The organism is Thermodesulfobacteriota bacterium, from assembly GCA_040753795.1.
Lineage (GTDB): Bacteria > Desulfobacterota > Desulfobacteria > Desulfobacterales > Desulfosudaceae > JBFMDX01.
In genome coordinates this window covers 226,405-251,008 of the sequence record JBFMDX010000004.1, presented here as the reverse complement: position 1 = coordinate 251,008, position 24,604 = coordinate 226,405, and the positions used below count along the sequence as shown (strand labels likewise).

The 24,604-nt window shown below is 57.6% G+C and carries 24 protein-coding genes; 5 read left to right on the top strand and 19 right to left on the bottom strand.

Going from position 1 to position 24,604, the window contains the following annotated elements; translation table 11 throughout:
• Positions 1 to 58: 58 nt before the first annotated feature.
• Entirely contained in the window at positions 59 to 892 is an 834-nt protein-coding gene (locus AB1724_07535; protein ID MEW6077645.1) for a DUF169 domain-containing protein, read from the bottom strand.
• Positions 893 to 1,172: 280 nt separating this feature from the next.
• On the opposite strand from AB1724_07535, the gene iorA reads away from it, so the two are divergent.
• Complete coding sequence (gene iorA / locus AB1724_07530) at positions 1,173 to 3,029, top strand: indolepyruvate ferredoxin oxidoreductase subunit alpha (GenBank protein ID MEW6077644.1); 1,857 nt, start codon at positions 1,173 to 1,175, stop codon at positions 3,027 to 3,029.
• Positions 3,030 to 3,234: 205 nt separating this feature from the next.
• Complete coding sequence (locus AB1724_07525; protein ID MEW6077643.1) at positions 3,235 to 3,831, top strand: indolepyruvate oxidoreductase subunit beta; 597 nt, start codon at positions 3,235 to 3,237, stop codon at positions 3,829 to 3,831.
• Between the two features lie 76 nt (positions 3,832 to 3,907).
• Here AB1724_07525 and AB1724_07520 read toward each other — a convergent pair whose 3' ends face one another.
• The 13 genes from AB1724_07520 to argJ form a co-directional block, all read right to left on the bottom strand.
• Positions 3,908 to 4,549 carry a hypothetical protein gene (locus AB1724_07520; GenBank protein ID MEW6077642.1) on the bottom strand — a complete coding sequence of 214 codons (642 nt, stop codon included), beginning with the start codon at positions 4,547 to 4,549 and terminating at the stop codon, positions 3,908 to 3,910.
• A 5-nt stretch (positions 4,550 to 4,554) separates the two neighbouring features.
• Entirely contained in the window at positions 4,555 to 5,541 is a 987-nt protein-coding gene (gene floA, locus AB1724_07515) for a flotillin-like protein FloA (protein MEW6077641.1), read from the bottom strand.
• A gap of 44 nt (positions 5,542 to 5,585) precedes the next feature.
• A complete protein-coding gene (locus AB1724_07510) occupies positions 5,586 to 6,068 on the bottom strand; it encodes an NfeD family protein (GenBank protein ID MEW6077640.1) in 483 nt (160 codons plus the stop codon).
• A complete protein-coding gene (locus AB1724_07505; GenBank protein MEW6077639.1) occupies positions 6,065 to 7,519 on the bottom strand; it encodes an NfeD family protein in 1,455 nt (484 codons plus the stop codon). The genes AB1724_07510 and AB1724_07505 overlap by 4 nt, the downstream gene beginning before the upstream one ends.
• A 30-nt stretch (positions 7,520 to 7,549) precedes the next feature.
• A complete protein-coding gene (locus AB1724_07500) occupies positions 7,550 to 8,167 on the bottom strand; it encodes an HAD family hydrolase (GenBank protein ID MEW6077638.1) in 618 nt (205 codons plus the stop codon).
• Positions 8,154 to 8,645 carry a hypothetical protein gene (locus AB1724_07495; protein MEW6077637.1) on the bottom strand — a complete coding sequence of 164 codons (492 nt, stop codon included), beginning with the start codon at positions 8,643 to 8,645 and terminating at the stop codon, positions 8,154 to 8,156. The genes AB1724_07500 and AB1724_07495 overlap by 14 nt, the downstream gene beginning before the upstream one ends.
• Before the next feature lie 54 nt (positions 8,646 to 8,699).
• Positions 8,700 to 8,999, bottom strand: coding sequence for a DUF1573 domain-containing protein (locus AB1724_07490; protein MEW6077636.1), 300 nt, complete (start codon positions 8,997 to 8,999; stop codon positions 8,700 to 8,702).
• A 112-nt stretch (positions 9,000 to 9,111) separates the two neighbouring features.
• Positions 9,112 to 9,606 carry a metallophosphoesterase gene (locus tag AB1724_07485; GenBank protein ID MEW6077635.1) on the bottom strand — a complete coding sequence of 165 codons (495 nt, stop codon included), beginning with the start codon at positions 9,604 to 9,606 and terminating at the stop codon, positions 9,112 to 9,114.
• A gap of 28 nt (positions 9,607 to 9,634) precedes the next feature.
• Positions 9,635 to 11,707, bottom strand: a complete 2,073-nt coding sequence (priA, locus tag AB1724_07480; protein ID MEW6077634.1) for a primosomal protein N' — start codon at positions 11,705 to 11,707, stop codon at positions 9,635 to 9,637.
• A 34-nt stretch (positions 11,708 to 11,741) separates the two neighbouring features.
• Positions 11,742 to 13,022, bottom strand: coding sequence for a citrate synthase (locus tag AB1724_07475; GenBank protein ID MEW6077633.1), 1,281 nt, complete (start codon positions 13,020 to 13,022; stop codon positions 11,742 to 11,744).
• 140 nt (positions 13,023 to 13,162) lie between these two features.
• Positions 13,163 to 14,302: an alanine racemase gene (alr, locus tag AB1724_07470; GenBank protein MEW6077632.1), complete on the bottom strand. Its 1,140-nt coding sequence runs from the start codon at positions 14,300 to 14,302 to the stop codon at positions 13,163 to 13,165.
• Positions 14,299 to 15,030, bottom strand: a complete 732-nt coding sequence (locus AB1724_07465; protein MEW6077631.1) for a pseudouridine synthase — start codon at positions 15,028 to 15,030, stop codon at positions 14,299 to 14,301. The genes alr and AB1724_07465 overlap by 4 nt, the downstream gene beginning before the upstream one ends.
• Before the next feature lie 104 nt (positions 15,031 to 15,134).
• Positions 15,135 to 16,325 carry a bifunctional glutamate N-acetyltransferase/amino-acid acetyltransferase ArgJ gene (gene argJ / locus AB1724_07460; protein MEW6077630.1) on the bottom strand — a complete coding sequence of 397 codons (1,191 nt, stop codon included), beginning with the start codon at positions 16,323 to 16,325 and terminating at the stop codon, positions 15,135 to 15,137.
• Between the two features lie 177 nt (positions 16,326 to 16,502).
• Here argJ and AB1724_07455 point away from each other — a divergent pair, with 177 nt between their 5' ends.
• The 3 genes from AB1724_07455 to AB1724_07445 all read left to right on the top strand — a co-directional run bounded on the left by AB1724_07455 (position 16,503) and on the right by AB1724_07445 (position 19,063).
• On the top strand, positions 16,503 to 18,314 hold the full coding sequence (locus AB1724_07455) for a radical SAM protein (protein ID MEW6077629.1): 1,812 nt from the start codon (positions 16,503 to 16,505) through the stop codon (positions 18,312 to 18,314).
• Positions 18,315 to 18,482: a hypothetical protein gene (locus AB1724_07450; protein ID MEW6077628.1), complete on the top strand. Its 168-nt coding sequence runs from the start codon at positions 18,315 to 18,317 to the stop codon at positions 18,480 to 18,482.
• A gap of 161 nt (positions 18,483 to 18,643) precedes the next feature.
• On the top strand, positions 18,644 to 19,063 hold the full coding sequence (locus AB1724_07445; protein MEW6077627.1) for a response regulator: 420 nt from the start codon (positions 18,644 to 18,646) through the stop codon (positions 19,061 to 19,063).
• Positions 19,064 to 19,099: 36 nt separating this feature from the next.
• Here the strand turns inward: AB1724_07445 and AB1724_07440 are convergent, their stop codons facing one another.
• The 5 genes from AB1724_07440 to AB1724_07420 all read right to left on the bottom strand — a co-directional run bounded on the left by AB1724_07440 (position 19,100) and on the right by AB1724_07420 (position 24,564).
• Positions 19,100 to 19,690, bottom strand: a complete 591-nt coding sequence (locus AB1724_07440; GenBank protein MEW6077626.1) for a chalcone isomerase family protein — start codon at positions 19,688 to 19,690, stop codon at positions 19,100 to 19,102.
• An 87-nt stretch (positions 19,691 to 19,777) separates the two neighbouring features.
• Positions 19,778 to 20,959, bottom strand: coding sequence for a DUF2333 family protein (locus tag AB1724_07435; GenBank protein MEW6077625.1), 1,182 nt, complete (start codon positions 20,957 to 20,959; stop codon positions 19,778 to 19,780).
• A gap of 22 nt (positions 20,960 to 20,981) precedes the next feature.
• Positions 20,982 to 22,889 (bottom strand): selenocysteine-specific translation elongation factor, encoded by a 1,908-nt coding sequence (selB, locus tag AB1724_07430; protein MEW6077624.1) that lies wholly within the window; start codon positions 22,887 to 22,889, stop codon positions 20,982 to 20,984.
• A 32-nt stretch (positions 22,890 to 22,921) separates the two neighbouring features.
• Positions 22,922 to 23,116, bottom strand: a complete 195-nt coding sequence (locus AB1724_07425; protein MEW6077623.1) for a hypothetical protein — start codon at positions 23,114 to 23,116, stop codon at positions 22,922 to 22,924.
• A gap of 128 nt (positions 23,117 to 23,244) precedes the next feature.
• Positions 23,245 to 24,564 carry a (Fe-S)-binding protein gene (locus AB1724_07420; protein MEW6077622.1) on the bottom strand — a complete coding sequence of 440 codons (1,320 nt, stop codon included), beginning with the start codon at positions 24,562 to 24,564 and terminating at the stop codon, positions 23,245 to 23,247.
• Positions 24,565 to 24,604: the final 40 nt, after the last annotated feature.

Genomic DNA, 24,604 nt, shown 5'->3' with positions numbered 1-24,604 from the left:
AATTACACGGATTTTCACGGATTAAAGAAGTTCTTGAAGGCTAAAGCCTTCCGTTACACTATTTGTCCGACTCCTCCGGGCGGACAATGGTCCGCCCGGCCCGATCCAGGGCCCGTTTTTCAAAATCATCCTGAAAGCCAGGGGAGTAATTCATGTAGACCGGCACCGGATAGCGCAGGCCCGCCGCGTGGGTCTGTTTCAGGCCGTCGACCAGCATCTCCAGCTTGCCGGCCGGGCAGGCGAACATCACTTCGGCGTCCTGGGCTCCGCCCCAGACCCGGTCGCCATTGCCCAGCAGCACCAGTTGCGGCTCACCGGTCACCACCGTTTTAATGACGCCCTCGTGGCATGAGCCGATGCGGCCGGTGGCGGAAAAGGAAAGGGCGCCGCCCCGGATGAACAGATAGCCGTGGATCAGCCGCATTGCCTGGGCCGGCAGGCAGTAAATCAGCACCACGTCGGGAGCCACCCGGGTGCGGGTCAGGGGAGCGATGACCAGACCGTGCAACGGTTCCGCCGGCCGGAACAGGTGAGCCTCCAGTTTTTTGGACGTTTCCATGTCCCTGGCATACAGGCCGATATTGAAAGCGTGGGCCGCCTGGATGGTTTCTTCGGTGACCGGGTCCCAGCCGTAGATGTTCCGGGCCAGGTAGCAGTTGATGTCCTGCTCGGTCACGGCCATGGTCCAGCCGTAGGTCCGGGCGATCTTGAAATTCTGGCAGACAAAGTTCTGAACCCCGAAGACCTGTTTCGGCCGCCTGCATTCCGGCGGAATGTCCTTTTCCTCCCGGGCCAGTTTGACGGCCAGGGGAAAGGTGGCCGGCCGGATCAGGATTTCCAGCTCCGCCCCCAGACGGTGAAAGGTTTCCACAGATTGTTCCGAAAAGGACATAGAATTCTCTCCCTAAAAAAGCATTGTTCCAGAACAGGTATCAGCCGCTTCCACGAAACTTCCGGTCATGCCGGACGACGATCGCTCAACGCCAACCATTCAGCGTATCATCATCGCGGAGTTTTGGGCTGTGCCGTAAATCGCCGGGACCGGTCAAAGACAACTCATCATAACCGAACCATTTTTAAAAACAAGTTCTCAAAAACCGTTGCGCTTTTTCGGCCGTATAGGATATGTTCCGGAAAAGTGAAAACGCCCTTTTATGACTGGAGAGACACAAATGCACAAACTTCTGACGGACATGGACGGAAAAGAGACCCTGCTGTTCGGCAATGAGGCCATTGCCCGGGGCGCCCTGGAAGCCGGCGTGGGCTTCGCCTCCACCTATCCGGGAACCCCCTCGTCGGAAATCTCGCTGAGTTTTTTCCAGATTTCCAAACAGGTCGACGACTTTTACTTTGAATACAGCACCAACGAAAAAGTGGCCATGGAAGTGGCGGCCGCGGCCGCCAACTGCGGGGTGCGCAGCATGTGCGTCATGAAGCACGTCGGCGTCAACGTGGCCGCCGACACCCTCATGACCCTGGCTTACGTGGGCGTCAAGGCCGGCATGGTGATCCTCTCGGCCGACGACCCGCACATGTTCTCCAGCCAGAACGAGCAGGACAACCGTTACTACGGCAAGCTATCCGGCCTGCCGGTGCTGGAGCCCTCGTCCGTGGCCGAAGCCCGGGAAATGGCCTGTTACGCCTTTGACCTTTCCGAGGCCCTGCAGGAACCGGTCATCCTGCGGACCACCACCCGCATCAACCATTCCACCGGCCCGGTCACCCCGGGCAAGCTTAAGCCGCGCCAGTCCAAAGGCCGGTTTGTCAAGGACCCGTTTAATTACGTCACCGTTCCGGCGGTATCCCGCAAACTGCACGTAAAACTGCTGGCCCACCTGGAGGAAGCCCGGAAACTTTCCAATGCCTCGGCCTACAACTTTGTTTCCGGCGCCGGACAATTCGGCGTCATCTGCAATGGCGTCAGCCACAGCTACGTGCTGGACGCCCTGGCGGAACTCAAAGCGGCAGAACGGATCGCCGTGCTGCGGATCGGGTTTTCCCATCCCATGCCGGATGCCATTATAAAAGATTTTCTTCAATCAAAGGAAAAGGTACTCATCGTCGAAGAGGGCGAGCCGGTCATGGAAGAAGCGGTCAAAGCCATGGCCGCCGAAGCCTGCCTCTGCCCGGCCATCGCCGGCAAGGGCGAGGGTCTGTTTTCCCGGCTGTCCGAATATGATCCCCAGGCCGTGGCCCGGGTGATGGCCGGGTTTTTCGGGCTGAAATACGATCCGGCCAGGCCCGTGGACCCGGCCGGGGTTCCGGAAATCCCCCAGCGGCCGCCCAATCTCTGTCCCGGCTGCTCCCACCGGGCTACCTTTTACGCCATCAAGCAGGCCGTCAACCCGGCCGAAACCATCTTTCCCACGGATATCGGCTGCTATACCCTGGGGTTTCTGCCGCCGGTGGCCATGGGTGATTTTCTCATCTGCATGGGCTCGTCCGTGGGCACGGCCAGCGGCTTTTCCCGGGCGTCCAACCAGAAAGTCGTTGCCCTGATCGGGGACTCTACCTTTTTCCATTCCGGCATCCCGGCCCTGATCAACGGCGTTTTCAATAACCACAACTTTACCCTGGTCATTCTCGACAACGGCACCACCGCCATGACCGGCCATCAGCCCCATCCCGGCGTGGACATGGCCGAACTGAACTTTCCCGGGTACAACCGGGTCTCCATCGAGAATGTGGTCCGGGGAATCGGGGTCGGCCACGTGGCCGTGATCAAGCCTTACAACCTGAAGAAAAGCATCGAAGCCATAAAGGAAGCCGTGGCCTATCCCGGCGTGTCGGTGGTCATCGCCCGGGAAGTCTGCGTGCTCAAGGCCAAAAGCCTGAAGCAGCAATCCAACCGGGTGTTCCATGTCAGCGACCGGTGCAAGAATCATCGCACCTGCATTAATGAATTCGCCTGCCCGGCCTTTTATATTGACCCGGACAACCGGGTGCGCATCAATCCGGTGCTGTGCGTGGGGTGCGCGGTCTGCGCCCAGATCTGCCCGGAACACGCCATTGTGCCGGTAAAGGAGTAATGGGGATAATGCCCGGAGATGTTTTTTCGCGACCGATTGCTTTCGGGATTCAGCAAAGTCCCCGGCTAAATTTCTCGAACTCGGGCTTCGCCCTCAGACAGCGAGAAATTTTTAACGCCGGGGCCGTTGCTGAATTCTCCCCCGAAAACAATCAGGGTCGCTCAATAACCATCTCCGGGCATTATCTGCGGAAAAGGAGTTGAATGTGGATATCAAGCGGTTGATCATCGTGGCGGTGGGCGGGCAGGGCAACCTGCTGGCCTCCAAGGTGCTGGCGGAAGCGGCTATGCTGGCCAATATACCTGTGCGAATGAGCGAGATTCACGGCATGGCCCAGCGGGGCGGCGTGGTGGAGTCCTCCCTGGTTTTCGGCGACGCTCACAGCACCATCATTTCCGACGGTTGCGCCGACGTACTGCTGGCCTTTGAACCGGCCGAGGCCCTGCGGGCCCTGGCCAGATGCAACACCGACAGCGTGGTCGTCACCAACACGGCGCCCATGCCGCCGTTTACGGCGGCCATCGGCAAAGGCGTTTACCCGCCGGTGGAAAAAATCAAGTCTCTGCTGGCGGAAAAAACCGCGAAACTGGTGGCCATCGACGCCGCCGGGCTGGCCGCCCAAGCCGGCAGTCCCCTGTCGGTCAACATGGTGCTGCTGGGAGCGCTGATTCACACCGGGGTGTTGCCGATCACCCCTGAAATCGTACGCAAAGCCATCACCGATTTCACCAAGAAATCCACGGTCGATATCAACCTGAAGGCCTTTGATCTGGGCTTTGCGGCGGCGGGAAAAGCGGCTTAAGGGTCTCTGTGCGGACATGCCGAGACGTAGGGGCACGGCGGGCCGTGCCCCTACCAGGCGACCTCCCCTACCGCCCTTATTCCCGCAACGCCACCGGCGGGGCGAGGATTTCCGACCAGACCACGGCCCGGCGCAGGTCATCCGCTTCGTACCCATTCCCGGGTTCGATCCCCGCCAGCGCAGGGCCGTCTTGGCCCGTCATCGCTGGACTGACGCCGGGCTTGTCCGGGGCCGCAGCTTCCAGCAGCCCCTGCCGGATATCCGCCATCAGGGCCTTGTCCTCCTGGACCGATTCAACGGCAGCAGGCTTTTCTTGTTTCCTAACAACCGACCGGGCGACGGACGGGGCTGATACCGCGGGAGTACGCCTTTCCGGTTTTTTAATCGCCGGCCGCGTGGGCGCGGTTCGCCTGGGCGCCGGACGTCGTGTGGCCGGGGCCGGCTTTTTCCCCGGCCCTTCATCAACGACGGTCTTCTCTTCTTCCCTCACCCGGTCCGGCGGCGCGTCATCATGGGAAGCCTCCCGCTGCTTGGCGGCCGCCTCCTCCATGGCTCGCTGGATTTCCCGGCCGACCCGGGTCAACAGTCCTTCTTTTTTTTCGGACTGACCCGGCGCGGACCGCCCCTGCTTCAGCAGACGGCCGGCTATCGAGCCGAACAACTGAAAGGCGATAATCACCGCCACAAAAACGACTGTAATCAGCGTATCCATATCCATGACTATTACCTGCCTTTGGAGGGATCGCCGCCCTTGCCTTCAGGGCCGGCGGCGATTTTCTCTCTCATGTCCGTGTCGGCCATGATGTTTTTCATGCGGTAATAGTCCATAATGCCCAGGTTCCCCTTGCGGAACGCCTCGGCCATGGCCAGTGGAATCTGCGCCTCGGCCTCCACCACCTTGGCCCGCATTTCCACCACCTGCGCCTTCATTTCCTGCTCTCGCGCAAACGCCATGGCCCGGCGCTCCTCGGCCTTGGCCTGAGCGATTTTCTTGTCGGCCTCGGCCCGGTCGGTCTCCAGCTCGGCGCCGATGTTCTTGCCCACGTCCACGTCGGCGATATCGATAGACAAAATCTCAAAGGCCGTGCCGGAATCCAGCCCCTTGTCCAGAACCCGCTTGGAAATAAGATCGGGATTTTCCAGAACATGCTTGTGAGATTCGGCCGAACCGATGGTGGTGACGATGCCTTCCCCGACCCGGGCCAGGATGGTCTCCTCACCGGCGCCGCCCACCAGCCGGTCGATGTTGGCCCGAACGGTCACCCGGGACACTGCCTGCAGCTGGATGCCGTCCTTGGCCATGGCCGCGATCATGGGGGTTTCGATGACCTTGGGATTGACGCTCATCTGCACCGCCTCCAGCACGTCCCGGCCGGCCAGGTCAATGGCCGCGGCCCGGTTGAAATTCAGCTCGATTTTGGCCTTGTCCGCCGCGATCAGGGCCTGAATCAAACGGCTGACATTACCGCCGGCCAGAAAGTGGGATTCGAGTTCGTCGGTGGTGACTTCAAGACCGGCCTTGGCCGCCATGATTTTCGAGACCACGATCAGCTTGGGCGGCACTTTCCTGAACCGCATGAAGACGATGTTCAGCAGTCCGACATGAGCGCCGGAGACCAGGGCCTGGATCCACAGGGAAATGGCCGAGCCGATAAAGAAAAACAGAATGATGGCGGCGATTATCAAAAAAACAAGAATATACATTTGCATGGCGTTCTCCTGAATTAAAAATAAGGTTATGGGTTGAATACGCTCTACGAACGAGGCATAATTTTGACAATGATCTGGTTGCCCGTGACCGCCGACACAACGATCGGGGCATCCTTTTCGATGTATTCTCCTCGACTGACCACGTCAAGCCGCCTTCCCTCTATCAGCGCGATTCCGGAAGGCCGCAGATTGGTGACGGTGACCCCCGCTTTCCCCAGATAGGCTTCCAGGTCCGCTGCCTGGGAGGTCACGCCGGTGGCGGTGGACAGATCCTTCCGGAGCGTGGCCGGAGATTTGGCCAGGAGTTTAAGCCCAGCCAGGAAGATGACCGGCAGGGTCACCACGTCAACGACCAGAAACAGATAGCCGGTATTCGTAGAAACTTCCGTAAAAACCGAATAGAGCGAATAGCCGATGAGCCCGGCCGCCAGAATGCCCAGCAGGCCCCCGGAAGGGATGATGACCTCGGTAATCAGGACCGCCACCGCCAGAAGCTGCAGAAGAACGGCCAGCAGCAATGGATTCATTCCCTTGCCTCCTTTGTGACAATCAGCCGGTTGCCGGAAACGGCGGTGATGACCACCGGCGTTCCCCGGTCCAGAAAATCGCCCTGGGTGACCACGTCATAAACGCCGGTACCGGTTTTCATTTTACCCGACGGCCGCAGGGGGGTAACGGCCACGCCTCTATCCCCAATAGCCACACCGGTGTTGGCCAGGGAGTCGGCGTGGGAGTCGCGCAGGGTCGTATCCAGATAAGGCCCGGCCGCCGACGCCCGGGGCAGCACGTAGCGCAGCATCACCAGCGCCAGGACAAAGGCCAGGATGATCGATCCGAAGACCTGGATCAGGTTGGCGGTCATCAGTTCCGTCTGCCAGGGCAGGGCGGGATCGGGCAGGACAAATCCCTGCAAAGAGAGCACCAGGCCGGTGATGATGCAAATCAGGCCGACAATACCCGCGATGCCGAAACCGGGCAGCACAAAAATCTCCAGCCCGATGAGCACAAACCCCAGGGCGATGATCAGCATTTCGGTGTAATCGGCCAGGCCCACGGTATACTGATGCATGAAGAACAGCGCCAGGCAGATGATGCCGATGACCCCGGGGGCGCCGAAACCGGGGGCCTTGATCTCCGTATAAACAGCGCCAAGTCCGATAAGCATCAACAGCGGCGCGATGGTACCGATAAATCGCATCAGTCCTTCGGACCACTTCTGCTCCACCCGGATGATGTCACGGCCGGTGATGCCCAGGTTCTTGAGCATTTCCTCGGCATTGTCCGCTGTCAGCCGGGAAAACCCCAGGTCCCGGGCCTCCACGTCGTCCATGGTCAGCAGCTCACCCTTGGCCACCACTGTCTTTTTTTCAGTAACCGCCGCCTTCTCTTTTTCGCTGAGCTCCTCGAACTCGCGGGCGTCCATGTAAACGGTCTTACCGTCCCTCACCACCCGGAAAACCTCCATCTCGGCCGTGACCATGGCTTCGGCCAGAACCTCGGCATATCCGTTTTTCTTGGCCAGGGACCGGAACTTGGCCCGCAGGGGCGACTGAAATTTTTCCCCCAGCATTTCCGGACCTTCACCGCCGATCATGATGGGCGCGCAGTCGCCGATGGTGGTGTTGGGTTTCATGGCCAGCCGGTCGCAGGAAAGCGCGATCAGTGCGCCGGCGGAAATGGCTTTCTTGGTGACAAAAGCGATGGTCTGCCCCTTGTCCGTCTCGACGATGAGATCCACGATGGTCAAAGCCGCGTCCACCTGGCCTCCGAAGGTATCCATCTCAAACACGATGACGGTGCCTTCGGCCCTGGGAATGTCGTCCAGGGCCCGCTTGACAAAGGCCGCCATACCGGGGGCAACATCGCCGGCAATGTCGATGATATAGACCTTCGGCGCCGTTTCAGCCGCGGCCGTACACCGGCCGTTCATTGTCAGCGCCGTCATCAGCAGGGCTATAATTGCGGACAGATATCTCATTGGTCCTTCCTGAAATATTGTAAGCCTTGCTTATTCCAGCCCCAGAATCGCCCCGACCTCCCGCATGCCCGTGACATGATAGTCCGCGGACAAGGCGGTGTTGTTAAAGGCGATAAAGGGAACCTGGGCCGACCGGGCCGCCATTTCATCCAGAGACGAGTCCCCCACGTACATCATCTCGTCAGGTCGGGCGTTAAAAAAGTCCAGAATTTTTAAAAGCTGCTCCGGCGCCGGTTTGGGGCGCATCACGTCCAGGGCCGTCACCACCAGTTCGAACCGGTCAGCCAGGCCGTGCTCCTCCAGCACCCGGTTCATGGTGTTGGAACGGTTGGTGGCGATGGCCGTATGCATCCGGCCGGACAGGCGGTCCAGCAGATCCTCCAGAAACGGTGCTTTCTTCATGTGTGAAATAAACGGCAGATAACTGACCTGCCGGCGATGGGCATGGGCCTGGGCCAGGTTTTCCGCGCCGCAAAGATAGATCAGGGCCTCCTCCACCGTGTGCATCTGAACATAAAGAAACTGTTCATCCGTCAGCGCCGGCAGATCCATCCGGGCCAGAATGCAATTATAGTAAGCCCGGTTGGCCTCAACCGTGTCAAACAGGACCCCGTCGCAGTCAAAGGCAACGATTTTAATGGGTGACATCGGGTGTTCTCGTCTGGTCGGGTTTTTTCTGTTCTTCTAATAACGACTCATCATAAATGGAGCCATGAACCCGGATGGTCAGTTGCGGCCGTTTCTTGCTGTCCGTATTCAGAAAAATCATGTCCTGATAGGCGCCGGCATCTTTCTTGGTGTTTTCCACTTCCACCAGATAACCGGTCCGCCCGGTATCAAGGGTAATTTCTTTTACCTCAAAGCGGATGTTTTTCCCTTCCCGGGCGCTGGAGCCGGTGATTTTAAAAACATTTTTCTCTCCGGGGATCACCCGTACTTCCTGCCGCTGGGCGGTGCCGACCGGAAGGTTAAACCGGACTACCGGCGGTACGATTTCGGCGAAAGATTCCACCGTCCCGGTTAGCGTCAAATCGATCGTTTTTTTCAAGGGATCATTGATTTTTGCCTTGGCAACCTTGGTAATCGTCTTTCCTCCGAATCCGCTGGTATTTACCTTGATGGTCACGGTTCCCACGCCGCCGGCGGGGATGGATCTCGTAAACGAGACGGCCGTGCACCCTCACCCGGCGTTGACCTGTTCGATAATCAGCGGGGCATCTCCCGCGTTTCGAAAGGCGAAATCATGCACCACTTCTTCCCCCTCCATAACCGCGGGAAAAGTGTAGAGGGTGTTTTCAACGATCGCGATGGGCCGACCGGTCGGGGGTGCGCTAACGGCTGCTTCCGGAGGCGGCGTGACGGCCTTCCGGTCCTTTTCCGTGACCGGCGCGGCAGCCTCCTTGGCCGCGTCGGATGAGGGCGCGGTAATCGCCGGAAGGGTCACCGCCGGACCGACCTTCTTCATTGTTTCGGACGTCATTTCCACAGACTCCGCGCCAGCATAAGTGCCGATTACAAGCAACAGGACCAAACAACCGACCAGCCTCATTTTCCACATAATGCGCTCCTGTAAAAATTATTTCTATAACCCGTCAGGCCAGGGTCACCCGCCGGGGCTCCAGGGTTTCCGTATCCACGATACAGAAGCCCGGCACATCGTCCTTGCCCAGCATTTCTCCGGGATTCACCACCAGGGTTTTCCCGATTTTCCGTTGGGCGTACACATGATAGTGGCCATAGCATACCACATCAAAGCGGCCGGCGGCGGCAATGTCGTCGGCGACCACGCCGTCATGCATAAAAGCGATGCGGCGTCCGCCGGCATCCACCTGCCCGAAATGGCCGTGCAGGGTGATGTTCCGGTAAAGGGTCAGGGAATGCCGGGTCAGCAGATACTGATCCCCGTCGTTGTTGCCGAAAACACCGTGAACCGGCAGCCCGGACGCCTCCAGTTCCTTTAACATGAACGGCGCCACGAAATCTCCGCAGTGAATGATCAGGCCGCAGTCGGCGGTCCGGATTTCGGCAATGGCCCGGCGGAGATTGGGAATCTGGTCATGGGTATCGCTCATGACGGCTATGCGCATCGCGTTTGCGTCCTTTTTAAGCAAATTACTACATCATGACATAAGGGTCAACATCCACCACCAGGCGAACCCCATGCTGGCGGATGGCGGCGCCGCTTTCAGTGAGCAGGGAGGCCACAAATCCGTTGAGCACGTTGGCGGAGCGGGCCTTTAACAGAATCTGCCACCGGAACCGGCCGGCCAGCCGGTAAATAGGCGCTTCGGCCGGCCCGAGGATCTCCACCGAGCCGAACCGGGCCAAATCACTTTGTTTGAGTATGGCGCACCGTTGTCCGGCCAGCTGGGCCTGGGCCCTGGTTTTATCGCTGTCGCCGCCCGAAATGCGGAGCTGAACCAGTCGGGCATAAGGCGGATAGGACAATTGCCTCCGGAAGGCGATCTCCTTCTCATAAAAAGCCGACACGTCCTGCATCCGGGCCGTCTGGATACTGAAATGGTCGGGGTTGTAGGTCTGCATGATAACCCGGCCGGGATCGTTTCCCCGGCCGGCCCGGCCCGCCACCTGGGCCAGCAGCTGAAAGGTCACCTCCCCGGCCCGGAAGTCGGGAAAATTGAGGGACATATCGGCGCAGATAATGCCGATCAGGGTGATACCGGGAAAATCGTGCCCCTTGGCGACCATCTGGGTGCCGATGAGAATGTCGGTTTTCCCCTTTCTGACATCCTTTAATATCCGGGCCACGGAGCCTTTGCGGACGGTGGTATCCCGGTCCAGCCGGTCCACGGCCGCCTCGGGAAAAAGTTTGCGGACAGCCTCCTCCACCTTTTCCGTTCCCAGGCCGAGCTGTTTTATGGACGTGGAACCGCACTGGGCGCACCCGGCCGTCAGCGGCCGGGAAAACCCGCAGAAGTGGCAGCGATAGGCGTTGCCGGCCCGGTGCAGGGTCATGGTAATGTCGCAATTTTTGCATTTAACGGCCTGACCGCAGGCGGCGCAGACCGGAAAACTGGCGAACCCGCGGCGGTTTAAAAACAGCAGCACCTGGTTGCCCGCGGCCAGGGTCTCCTGCATGGCCTGCCTCAGTTCATCGGTAATGAACCTCTCCAGGCCACGCCGGTCCTCATACCGGCGCAGGTCCACCACCGTGATCTCGGGCAGCGGCTGATTGTTGATACGCGTGTCCAGGGAATAGACGGCGGAAAACTTACCGGTAGCGGCATTGTAAACCGACTGCATGGAAGGCGTGGCCGAACCGAGAACCACCACCGCGCCGGACTGCTTTCCCCTCACCAGGGCCAGGTCCCGGGCATTGTAGCGCAGGCCGTTCTCCTGTTTGTAGGAGGTGTCGTGTTCCTCGTCGACGATGATCACTCCCGGTGACGGGAGCGGCGCGAAGATGGCCGAGCGGGTGCCGATGGCCAGGCGGACTTCTCCACGGACGATCCGCATCCACTGGTTGCGGCGCTCGGTGGCCGAGAGGCTGCTGTGGAGAACCGCGATCCGGTCTCCGAAACGCGCTTTGAATCGTCGTTCCGCCTGGACAATAAGGGCGATTTCCGGCACCAGGATCAGCGCGTCGCGGTCCTTTTCCAGGGCGGCTTCGGCCAGGCGCATGTAGACCTCGGTTTTACCGCTGCCGGTGACGCCGGCCAGCAGGCAGGAATAGAAACCGTCGCCGATCCGCGCGGCCACGTCCGTGACCACCTGCCGCTGTTGAAGCGTCAGCTCCGGCGGAGTGTCCGGGGCAATGACCTCGCCAACAGCGTCCCGGTTTTTCTTTGTGACCCGGCTGGTGGCTTTGGCGCCGGTTGCCGCCGGCAGGGCGTTCTTGATGGTTTCCCCCAGGGGGTAGAGGTAATAGTCGGCGATCCAGCGGAAAAACCCGGTCATGGCGTCCGGGAAAAGGGGCAGGATGTCCAGGATCTCCAGGATGGGCTTGATCTCACCGTCCGGCGTTTCTCCAGCCGGACCGAGAATATAGCCGGTGGCGGAACGCTTGCCGAAAGGAACCGTCACCCGTTTCCCCGGCACCGCCTGCGCGGCCAGATCGGCCGGCACCCGATAGGTATAGGTGCTGAAGACCGGCAGGCAGACCGCCACGTCAACACAGCCGTTGACCGGAACGTCGATGGGGGTCGGTGTGTTCGGGGTCGAGAACATTTTTCGTTACCGTAAAGGACGAATCCGGCCGGAATTACCGCTCCTGCTTGGGCAGGACATCCCGCTTCAGCCTGCCCGTGTAAACCTGGCGCGGGCGAAACAGTTTCTTTTCCGGATCCTCCCACAGTTCCTTCCAGTGGGCAAGCCATCCCGGAAGCCGTCCGATGGCAAACATGACCGTAAACATGGTGATGGGAATACCCAGGGTGCGCAGCACCAGACCGCTGTAAAAATCGATATTGGGATATAAATTGTGATCCTTGAAATATTCGTCCTCCAGGGCGATCTCTTCCAGGCGGCGGGCGATATCCACCAGGGGATCATCCATTTTGGACACGGCCAGCATGCGGTCGCACATCTTTTTCATGATCCGGGCGCGGGGATCGTAGGTTTTATAAACACTGTGACCGAATCCCATCAGCCGGAAGGGGTCGCTCTTGTCCTTGGCCCGGGCCACGGCCTGGCGGACGTCGCCGTTGTTCTTGCGGATATCCTCCAGCATCTCCACCACCGCCCGGTTGGCACCGCCGTGGAGCGGCCCCCACAGGGCCGAAATGCCGGCCGAGATACCGGCGTAAATGTTGGCCCGGGCGCTGCCCACGCCGCGGACCGTGGAGGTGGAGCAGTTCTGTTCATGATCGGCATGCAGCACCCAGAAGGTGTTCAGGGCGTCCACGAATTCCGACCGGGGGGTGTAGGGAATGACCGGGGTGTCGAACATCATGTTCAGAAAATTGGCGCAATAGGTGTAATCCGGCCGGGGGTAAACCACCTTGTGACCCCGGGAAATCTTGTAGGACATGGCGGCCATGGTCCGGACCTTGGAAATCAAGCGCAGAAAGGTGATTTCCATGGCTTCGTCGCTGTCCATCAGTTCCGGATAGAAATTTCTCAAGGCATTGACCATGGAGGACAGAATACCCATGGGGTTTGAAGACCGGGGAAAATTCTGAAAGAATATCTGCATGTCTTCATGAACCAGGGACTGATCATTGAGCATGCAGCTCATGCGGTTGTGTTCCGTCTGGGTCGGCAGTTCGCCGTTTAACAGCAGATAGCACACGTCCACGAAACAGGCGCTTTCAGCCAGCTGCTCGATGGGATAGCCGCGGTAACGGAGAACCCCTTCCTTGCCGTCCATGTAGGTAATGGCGCTTTTGCAGCCGGCGGTATTGCTGAAACCGGGGTCGTAGGTGACATGACCGGTGAGATCGCGAAGTTTGCGAATGTCGATGCCGGGCTTGCCTTCGGTGCCCTCTACAATCGGCAATTCATAACTTTGGCCGTCAATGATCAGCGTGGCGTTTTTCGTCATCGTTCTTCTCCTGTATGTTGTCCGCTGTTTCCGAAACCGAATTAATGTACCGCGGGAAAACGGTTGCGAGCTCTCAGAGCCGGGGAAAAAAGACCATCACAAGCAGTTATTTTTTTATCAGACGGCCGGCCGGATGACAATCATTTTTTTTCGGAGTACACCCGCGGGACGCGGTCGGTGACGGCGGTGACGACTTCATAGTTGATGGTGTTCAGGGCGGCGGCGATCTCGTCCACGGTGATCTGCTCCTCCCCCTGCCGGCCGAAGACCACCACCTCGTCCTCGACCCGGACCCCCTCAATGCCGCCGACATCGAGGACGGTCAGGTCCATGCAGACACGGCCGACCACCGGCGCCCGCCGGCCGCGCACCAGCATGTGCCCCCGGGAAGAGAGCAGGCGGTTGTATCCTTCGGCATAGCCGATGGGCACGATTGCCAGGACCGTCGCCCGGGGCGTGATATAAGTGGCTCCGTAGCTGACCGCGGTTCCGGCCGCAACCGGCTTGAGTTGAATGACGCGGGTTTTCAGCGCCATGGCCGGCTCAAGCGATACCCGCCGGCTGACGGCGGCGGAAGGATAAAGTCCGTACATGGCGATGCCGGCCCGGACCATATCCAGATGAGAGGACGGCAGGTCAATGATGGCGGCGCTGTTGGCGGCGTGCCGGAGCAGTGAAGACAGCCCGGCCGCTGGCAGCGCTTCGGTCAGTCGCGAAAAAAGCGCCAGCTGCCCTGCGGCGCCAGTTTTATCCGCCTCGTCGGCGGACGAAAAATGGGTGTAAACGCCCTGAAGGGAGATGCCCGGCAGATCGTTGACGGCCCTCATTTCACGGACGGCTTCGGCCGTTTCCCCCGACACAAGGCTTTTTCCCAGCCGTCCCATGCCGGTGTCCACCTTGAAATGGACGGCCAGCGTCCTTCCAGCGGCCGCGGCCTCCCGGGAAAAAGCCCGGGCGTCGTCTTCCGACCAGACCGTCTGAATCAGGTCATGACCGATCAGCTCCCGGCAGAGCCGCGCCGGGGTGTAACCGAGTACCAGGATCGGCGCGGCGACACCCATCTCCCGCAGGCCGATGCCTTCCTCGATCCTGGCCACGGCCAGGGCGGAAGCGCCGTTTTCAAGGGCGGTTTTGGCCACCCGGCCCATGCCGTGGCCATAGCCGTCGGCCTTGACCACGGCCATCAGCCGGCAGTCGCTGCCGATAAAATTTTTCAAGGAACGGACGTTGCGGGCGATCGCCGTCAGATCAATTTCCGCCCAGGCAAAATAAAAATTCAATTTCCGCTCCGCACTTTCGCAGGATCTTTTTTCGCGCCCGTGAGGCTCAACAGGGACTTCCGTTCGGCGTCGGTCAGATGGCGCCATTGTCCCTCTTTCAGGTTTCCCAGTTTTATGCCGCCCATTCTCAAGCGCTTCAGGGCGACCACGCGATGGCCCAGGCTGCCCGTCATTTTTCGAATCTGCCGGTTTCTGCCTTCCAGCAGCGTCATTCGAAACCGCCGTTCCGAAACCCGGGCCACTTTTGCCGGACGGGTTTTCCGGCCGTCGATCCGGACGCCCTCGCGCAGTTTGGCCAGGTCGTCGTCGGAGATGGGCGCCGCCACCGTGATATCGTACTCCTTTTCATGATCAAACGACGGATGGGACAGGGCCAGATGCAGGTCGCCGTCGTTGGTCAGCAGGATCAGGCCGGTGGACTCCTTGTCCAGCCGCCCCACCGGATAAATCCGTTCGGACACATCGACCAGTTCCAGAATGGTCTTCTCCTGCCGTTGCCGGCAGCTGCTGACATACCCGGCCGGCTTGTTCAGGGCGATATAAATTGGGGGCCGATCCAAAACAACGGCCCGGCCGTCGACCGTGACCGTGGCCGTGGCCGGGTCAATCGTTACGCCCATCCGGGTGATCACTTGGCCGTTGACGGCGACCCGGCCGTCGCTGATATACGTTTCAGCCTGCCGGCGGGAACAGACTCCCGCTGAAGCGATATACTTCTGGAGACGCATAAAACGGTCAGGTTTTCCCCCGACGCTTGCCGGATCCGGCTCCGGGCGGGGAACAGGATTCAAGGGCCGGCAGGCCGGAAGCCCTTTAGAAAGACGTCTTGTCATCAGGAACGATAATGGGCATTCAGCTTCACGTAATCCAGGGTCAGATCGGAGGTAAACATTGAAGCGTTGCCGGTCCCGCCGGTGTTGAGGTCAATGACCAGGGTCATCTCGCTCTGCCGGATCACTTTTCCCGCCGCCGCTTCAGCGGCTGCCCCGCAACCGCGGCCGTGGCTGACCACCTGGACGGTATCATAAAAAATATCGAGTTTTTCGGGCTTCATTTCAACCCCGGACCGGCCGACGGCAGCCATGATCCGGCCCCAGTTGACATCCTCACCGAAAAAAGCCGTTTTCACCAGGGGCGATCCGGCCACGACCTGGGCCGCCCGCCGCGCCTCCTCCGCGGAATGGGCGCCCCGCACGTTGACTTCGACCAGCTTGGTGGCTCCCTCTCCATCCCGGACAATCATTTTGGCGATTTCCAGCAGCACTTCATCCAGGGCCTGCTGAAACCGGTTCCGGTTCGAATCCGTACCCAGGTCGGCCTCACTCATGCCGCTGGCCATGATCATGACCGTGTCGTTGGTGCTGGTATCCCCGTCCACCGTTATCCGGTTAAAGGAGTAATCCACCGCCCGGCCCAGGATCGTGGCCAGCGCCTCCGGCGCGGCCTGGATGTCCGTGCAGACGAAACAGAGCATGGTGGCCATGTCGGGATGGATCATGCCGGCGCCCTTGGCCGCGGCGGTGATGGAAAACTCGCTGCCGTCATCCATCTGGAAGACCTGGGTAACGGTTTTGGGAAACTGATCCGTGGTAAGAATACTGGTGGCAAAATCAATGAATCCGTCGGGAGACAGGGCTTCCACCGCTTTGGGAACGGCGGCCGTTACCTTGTCCATGGGCATGGGCACGCCAATGACGCCGGTGGACGCGACCAGGACCCACTCCTCGTCTATACCCAGTTCCTCGGCCACCAGCCGGGTCATCAGCCGGGCGTCCCCCATCCCCTGCTCACCGGTGCAGCAGTTGGCATTGCCGCTGTTGACAATAACCGCCTGGCATATTCCGGAGACAATACGCTCAAGGTCCAGCTGAACCGGTGCCGCCTTGACCCGGTTCTTGGTGAACACGGCCGCGGCCCGGGCCGGCATGTTGGACAGAATCATCCCCAGGTCCTTGTCTCCTCCGGGCTTAATGCCGGCGGAAACACCGCTCCATTGAAAACCGGGACAGACCGGCAACGTCATATTGCCCTCCTTCATGAAATCTTTTTTATTATCAGCTTTCTATCACACAAAAACGCGTCCGGCCATAACTTTTTATCGCAAAAAACATCATCCCGTATTGCAAAAACGGTGTTACTTGTGTTATAAGTGCGTGTTTATCAATAATAGCCGGCCGCTCGCCGGCAGGGTTTTCCGGTTATGCCGCTTAACTATTTTATCGTATATAACCCGCTGACGTATTCCCTCATGGATCTGCTTCCGTCAGCAGGTCTTTCACCCGTCGATATCGTCTGCTATCTTTCGGGAAAGCAGAAAAAACCGATAACCCCCGCCAACTTTTTAGAATATATAGACTTTCACACAGGCAAGCAGCGCATGACCATGGTGGACACCCTGGCCATCGAAATGTACTCCGCCGTTTACATCCAGAACCAGCTGGCCAGACTGGCCAAGGATCATCTGGTGGTCATGCTGGATGGAAAAAGAAAGCTGTTTTCCGCGGTGATCAAGGAAAAACAGCGCCGGCCCCGGGCGGTCTTCATCACATCCATGAGCTCCAATTTTCCGGCGGCCGCGGCCGCGGCCATCGTACTCAACCATGCCGAGATCCCGGTTGTTCTGGGAGGGATTCACGTCTCCACCTCGGCCGAGGATGTGGACACCTTTATCCGGGAGCATGTTCCCCACCCGGAACTTGTCTCCATTGTCAAGGGCGCGGGTGACTCCATTGTTATCAGTGAAATTCTGGACAACCTCAAAACCGGGACCCTCAAGCCCGAATATACCGGTTATAAGCTGATTGAAAACGGCGTCTGGGGAGATTTTCCCAACGTGGAGCCGCTGACCCCGTTAAAAATCAACCTGCTGCAGCGGTTACCCTTAATCCGGCATACCCCGCTTAAGGACTTCCGGATCAATCCGGTGGCGCCCCATACGGGCTGTCCCTTTTCCTGCAACTTCTGCTCCATTTCGACACTGCCTAAAAAACAACGCGCCTTACGGCTTAGGGATCCGGATGATTTTGTCGAGGAACTGAAATCCTCCCAGAAAGAAAAGCCCGATTTTACAAACCGCTACTATTTCTTTACGCCGGACAACCTGCTGCTGGGGAAAAAGAACCTGTTAACCATGCTGGACAAGATCATCGACAGCGACCTGTGCATCAATTACGCGGTTCAGATTTCCATAGACGTAGCCAACGACGCCGACCTGCTGAAAAAAATCCGGCGATCGGGCGGTACCCACTTTTTTATCGGCCTGGAATCCCTTGACCTTCGCAATTTGAAATACATCAACAAACACATTGTCGGAGACATTGAAAAAAGCGGTCTATCGGTGGAAGAATATTACCGGTCTAAAATAAAAAAAATACATGCCCACGGCATTTCCATCCACGGTTCCTTTATTTTCGGGCTGCCCTACGATTATTTCAACTCCATTTCCGATAACACCGGCACCCGGGTGGCCGCATTCTGCACGAAAAACAAAATCGGTGTTCAGCCCAGCACCATTACCGATCTGCCGGGATCCATCTTCTTTAACGAAAGCCAGGTCAACGGAAGCTATCTATACGGTAAAAAAGGGACCATGGAATACTTCATTTCGTTGTGCATCGCCGACCTGGGGGAAACCAACAAACAACCCCCGGATTCGCTGCGCAACAGCCCGCTGATCATTGCCGCCATGGTCTATGAAGCCACCAAAAAAATCGGTTCCCCCCTGGCCGCCATCAGCAATTCATCGGCCATCTTTTTACGGTCCCTGCTTCATCCGACCAAAAACGGCGAGGGCTTGCGCGTGAAGCAGCGGTTTCTGGACGCGCTGTGCTCGGCCATATCCCAGACGGCGGTAAGCCTTTACAAGGAACAAGGGGACTCCCTGGTCACTTCAAGACACGGTGTCCGGGGGATTTTCGAACGACTTTACGACAACGAAGCCAATCCGGAAATAAAACATCAATTTCGTGACTACATCGGACAGTTTACCGAAAACAACGGCGGAGGAAGGTAAATGGAGGCGAAACTTTCCAGGGAAAAAAACAAAAACGGAGAAATCGTGTCTGTTATTGTGACTATTGAAAGGGATTCCGCATACGAAAAAAGACGGTTCGGAACCGAGGAGGAAGCCAGGGAATTTATCCGGCGGTTAAAAGAAGCCGAGGCGGAAACCCGCAAATAAAGCTGGCTGACGGGTGGCGGCCTGGGGATATGCCGTGCCGCGCCATCGACCGCAGCCCGATCAGGTCAAGGCCTGTCGGTATCATACAAGCGGACGATCCGGGCGTTCTCCTGAAAATTATTCAGAATGCTATACAGATTTGACGGCTACCAGGGGGGCAGATGATCGAAAAAAAGATATTATTCATCGACGATGAAGCCTCCCAGCGGGATATCATGGAGCGGTTTATCCCTAAGATCGGCTATGCCGTTCAAACCGCCGACTCCTCTGAAACAGCGCTGGAAATACTTAAAACGGAATTTTTCCCGCTGATGATTACCGATTTGAGCCTGCCGGGAATGGATGGTCTGGAACTGTGCCGCCGCATTAAAAAAATCCATCCGGACGTTATCATTTACGCCCTGTCCGGATACATCGCCTCTTTTGATGAGCAGAAACTCGAGGCCTGCGGTTTTGACGGTTATTTAAGCAAACCATCCAACTCTCATACGCTCAAACAGGCGATTGACGGGGCGTTTGAAAAATTGCGTCGTCTGCAGGGGGAACAGTCAGACCGAAAAAAAAGTAAGGGGTACCTCTAAAAGAGATACCCCCGCTTTTCAGCCGACCTTATCTTGTTATTTTCCCAGCAGCTTCGTCGCCAGCACCTGGAGATAACTTTCCGTCCTTTTTCCCAGCCAGATGCCGAACAGCGCCTTTTTCACGTTCAGACCGGGAACCAGCACCTCGGGCGTGGTTTTCCCGTTTTTATAAACCAGCACGCCCTTGTCTTTTACATATTGAATGTCAAAAACATCACCCTGCTTGATTTCTTCCGCGAAGGCCTTCATGAAAAGGTCGATTTCTTTCTGAATGGGCCCTGTGTTCCCGCCGGTGGATTCCTGAAAGCCCTCCAGGGTCGCGTTCTTGAATTTCTCCGCGGTCAGGTGACTGGAAACAATTTGAATCTTCAGCATCATAGTTTCATCGGCATCGATGATGGCCTGGGCCGCCGATGTCTTGCTTTTCAGATACAACCCGGCCACATAGACATCGACCGGAACAACCAGAAATTTTTTCTCTCTCATGCCGGCGCCGTTTAACACCAGCTGCTGGCCTTCCACGGTTATCGTATCCGGCAGCGTAACGCCGGACACGACTGCAGCCCCGGCCGCCGGCGCCAGAATAAGCAGCAGAACGAATATAATGCATGCCTTTTTCATCATCATAAACCCCCTTTAATTCGTTTTAATCCGATACCGATTCGTTTTTATGGCTTCCTGACCTTTTTGCTGCCGATAACTGATCGGACTTCATCAGGTCGACAGGGTTGCCGCCAGCACGTCCAGATAAAACCGGGCATGGCTGATGTGGGCCGCCATATTGGTCCGATGGTTGGCAAAAATACTGTCCAGGTCGCTTTCCAGTACAACCAGAGGCTCAATCCCTGAAGCTTCATGGCAGGCATGAATAGCGTGAAGCAGCACGTCCGTGGCCCTGCGGGTGGTTAATGTTTCCTCAAAATCCTCGGCCACGGCTTCGAGAATCGGCAATATGGTGCTGGCAACGCCCTTGGCGTAGTAAAAATAATTATCCGCCGCGAAGGTGCTGACCGGCTGGCCGTTTTTTTCCGTTGCTTTGACCAGATTGTCATCACAACTTCCCAGCAGGTCGGCGAAGGCCACCAGCAGAGGAATTAAATTGTCCGCCCGGGTATAAAAATCGGCTTCCCCGGAGAGCAGTCGCGCCTGATAGGCCCGGAGCTCTTTCAACCCTTCTCCGTATTTTGATTCAGCCGACGGCAGCATGAAACTGTCGGGAGCGATCATAAAGTCGTTCATGGCCCTTTCCAGATTTTCGTCCAGGGTGTTGGTTGTGCCTGTCCGGGAAATCCGTTCCGCCAGCCGTGTCGACGCCCGTCTCGTCGCCTCCAGCACCCCCAGCTGAAAATTATTCACATTATCGGTAAACTCGATTATGTCGTTGGGCCGCCACCCCCAGGCCCTTTTCTTCAATTCAAGCTCCATGGGCTTGATCATGGCATCCAGAAAAGCCACGCCCTTGACCCTGGGCATTTCAGCGGTTTTTTCGCTTACGGCCGCGGCGCCATGAACCGCCACACCATGTCCGGCCGTTTTGGCTACCGTGGCCGGACGCTCGGTCTCGTGGGTGGAGACCCCCTCATCATCGGCGGCCGGGCTTTCGGCCGATTCGGCGCTCCGGTGACCGGATTCTTCTTCGACGGGTTCCTCCGCCTGCCCGGGATGAAGATCCGTGGCGGGGTGACTGGCTTCGGCCGTCTTCCCATGGCTGTCGCCGGAAGCCGTTGCCTGGCCCTCATGACCGGTCCCGATCCTGCCCACAAAGTTAAGAACCGTCGCCGTTATCCAGATCACGGCAACCGCGACGACCAACCCGGCCACCACCCGCACCCAGAAAAAAACGGCAAAATTGCCCTTCTCTGCTTCGCCCTGTTTGCGGTCAAGCATCTTCATCATATCATCTCTCCATTTCGATCCATTATCTGAGCTTTCTCATGTCGCCAATGCGAATCGTCACTTTGCGGGAGTCAAAATATTCAATCAGCGGTATTGTATACTTCCTGGAAACATTTGTCATTTCCTTAAATTCCGGCGTCGATATTTTCTCATTTTTTTTCAGAAAATCAATCAATCGCTGTTTCAACTCCTCAATAACGGCGGCCGGAAAATATAGGTCTTCCTTCACTTTGATCAGCTGGCCTTCTTCCGCCAGATGCGTCAGCACCTCCTTGACCGCCCGGGCGTCATCCGGGCGGAATTCCGCCAGCAACTCCTTGACGACCGGGGGGGCGAGCGCGGCGCTGTTGTAAAGATCCAGAACCTTCCGCCGGATTTCGGCATGAGCCGACGGCAGAGACACGGCATGTCCGGCCAGCCGGATCACGTCCTCCTCCTGGGTGATTTTTCCTTCCTTCATCAGGCGGATAAAAACCAGCTCCACGATTTTTTCCCCGGACTGCCGGGCCAGGCGGGATTTGATTTCCTGCCGGGACATGCCTTTTTTCAACGGATTGTCCTGGTGAAACCGCTGCAGGGTCTCCAGTACCGTTTGGGCCGTCTCCTCCACCAGCAGATGATGGACATAAATCCGGCGGTCCTTGTCCGCCAGAATAAGCTTACGGGCCGACAGCAGCGCTTCCAGCGTCTGCTGCAGCACCCGGTCGCTGGTGTTGGTCATGACTTTCAGGACGGAAAAAGCGACGCCCTGTTCACGGGCCTGCCGGCACTGAAATAGAATGAGTTCTTCCAGAGAGCTTCCGCGCAGTTTTTCCATGGCCTCGGCCAGGGCCTGCCGGTAGCGGCGATGTTTCGGCGGCACCGGGTTGACCACGCGGCCGCCGCCGATGGTCCTGACCGGAGAAAGCGTGCGGACGACAATGCGATCGTCTCTGACGCATACCACCGGGGTTTTTAAACGCAACTGAACCGGCGCGTTCTCCCCGGGCTCCAGTTCATCCCGGTCCAGGAGAATAATATTGCCGGTAAATTCCCCGGTGCCGGAATATACCCGTACCGCCGTCCGGTTTTTCAGCGCCTTGGCGTTTCCGCCCAGATATTTAAAAAAAACATCCAGCATATAGCTGGGCGTCAAGGCGCCAGGCCGGCTCAAGACATTGCCGCGGGCAACATTTTCCTTGTCAATTCCCTGAAAGTTGACCGCCGTCCGCATGCCGGTTCCGGCTGCATCCACCTGTTGACCATGGACCTGCAGCCCGCGGACCTTGGACTGAACGTCGGAAGGATAGATCTGGATCCCTTCACCGGCCTTGATCTCTCCTGAAATCAGCGTCCCGGTAATGACCGTTCCGAATCCCTTCATGGAAAACACGCGATCGACCGGCAGGCGCAGCAGACCGTTCTGGGCGCGCTCCGGGATCCTGGCCACAATGTCGGCCACGATTTGGGGAAAATCGGCCACGCCCTGGCCGGTCAGGGAGGAAACCGGCAGGACCGGCGCGCCGTCCAGAAAGGTGCCCCGGGTGAAATCGGCGATATCTTCCCGGACCAGGGCCAGCATTTCCTCATCCACCATATCGATCTTGGTCAGGACCACCAGGCCGTGGGAAATGCCCAGAAGGGTGCAGATGTCCAGATGCTCACGGGTTTGAGGCATGACGCCTTCGTCGGCGGCGATGATCATGGCGACCAGGTCAATGCCGGACGCCCCGGCCACCATGTTCTTGATGAATTTTTCATGACCGGGCACGTCGACGATACCGACCCGTTGCCCCCCCGGCAGGCGCAGGGAGGCAAACCCCAGGTCAATGGTTATCCCCCGGCGCTTTTCCTCCTCCAGCCGATCCGGGTCGGTGCCGGTGAGCGCCTTGACAAAGCTGGATTTGCCGTGATCGATATGGCCGGCCGTGCCGAGAACGAATTGTTCCAACGTTACTCCTTTATGCTTTTTCCGGATCGGGATTATTCTTCCGTCCGCCGGCCGCGCAAGTAATCAAACACATAGGCCAGAAAGACCAGCAGGATTCCGATTCCGACCATGGTGGTCCAGGGCGACCCCGGGAAAAAAAACCGCGTCAAAATTAGACCGAAAAACGCGCCCATCAGGAGACGGATAATAAAAATCGTCAGCTTCGTCACCGCAAATCGCCTTGTCATGAGGATCCGGAAACCTCTTACCAATAATATAATTGATTTTCCGGGTCAATGCTTTACATAAAAAAGCCCGGCGGGGATTTCCCGCCGGGCTTATGTCAAACAACGGTATGAACCGCCTTTAAATCACACTACTGAGATGTCTCCGGATGGAACACGTTAATCTCCTTGTGTTCGTCTTTCAAATAGGCCCGCTCATTGGGACCGAGGATGCCCAGAGACAGGGCGAGAATCGTCCAGAAGTGCACGACTCCGTAATGGCCACCGTAATGCTCACTGAGTTCGTGAACCTGGGCATGACAGTTATGACATCCGGTAATGCAATAATCCGCACCGGTTCTCTTGATCTGCTCGTCCTTGATTCGGCCATACTCCAGACGTTGATCCTTGAATCCAGACTGGAGGAATCCACCGCCGCCGCCGCAACAGAAGTTATTGGACTTGTTGGGCGTCATGTCGACAAAGTTCTCTTCTCCTACCGCCATCTTGATAGCGTATCGCAGATCATCCGCTATAGCATCTCCGAAACTCTTTCTTACAATCTGGCAGGGATCCTGAACCGTAAATTTAATTTTCAGATCCTTGTTCCAATCGGAATTGGGTTTGAGTTTTCCTTCCCGAATCCACTTGGCATAATATTCGTAAATATTCTTAACCTCAAAATTGTGCTTGATTCCGAATTTTTTCAGTCCGGCCCGGACTGCGAAAGTGATGTGCCCTCACTCGGTGTTTAGGTAGACCTTACACCCTAGCTTGTGCACCTGATCCGCCTGCATCTGTACCATTTTTTTCCAGGACTCATTATCCGCAATGAACAGACAGTAGTTCTCAGCCGCCCAGGCTTTGCTGCCGTATGTCCAATTTGCTCCGGCCAGATGAAGAATTTTCCATAAGGGGACCATTTCATCCGGTTCGGTCACCGGTTCGCGGGAATTCTGGTTAATGAACAATTCCGCGCCCTCTTTATCAATAGGCGCCTCCATTTCCGCGAACTCCGGCTGCTCTTCACGGTACTGCTCCAGTACGTCCTCTACGACAAACTTAAAGTCCTCTTCAGTTGCGCCCATGGCGCTCAACGTGTCGACTTTCATGGCCATATCACAGGAGTTCAGAATGCCCTTGGGCCGTTGATCCCTGGGTCGCATGCTCCGGATGTTGAAAACCAACTGGGGGATGTCGATTTTCATTGGGCAGACGTAAATGCATCGCTGGCACATGGTACACCACCAGGGCCAGTTGGAAGAGAGAATCTCTTCATCCATGCCAAGCGCCGCCATGCGCAGAAGTTTTCGAGGGTCCATTCCTTCAAAACCCGAGGCCGGGCAGCCGGATGAACAGGCGCCGCAGGTCAGGCAGAGGTTCAGATTTCCACCCTCAGGCAGCAGTCCTTTCACCTTGTCTATTAAAGTGCTTTCCTTCTTTTTCCCAAGCTTGATTGCCTCTTCCGCCATTTTGTTAAATCCTCCGTTTTTCTATAATTAACCTTAAAAT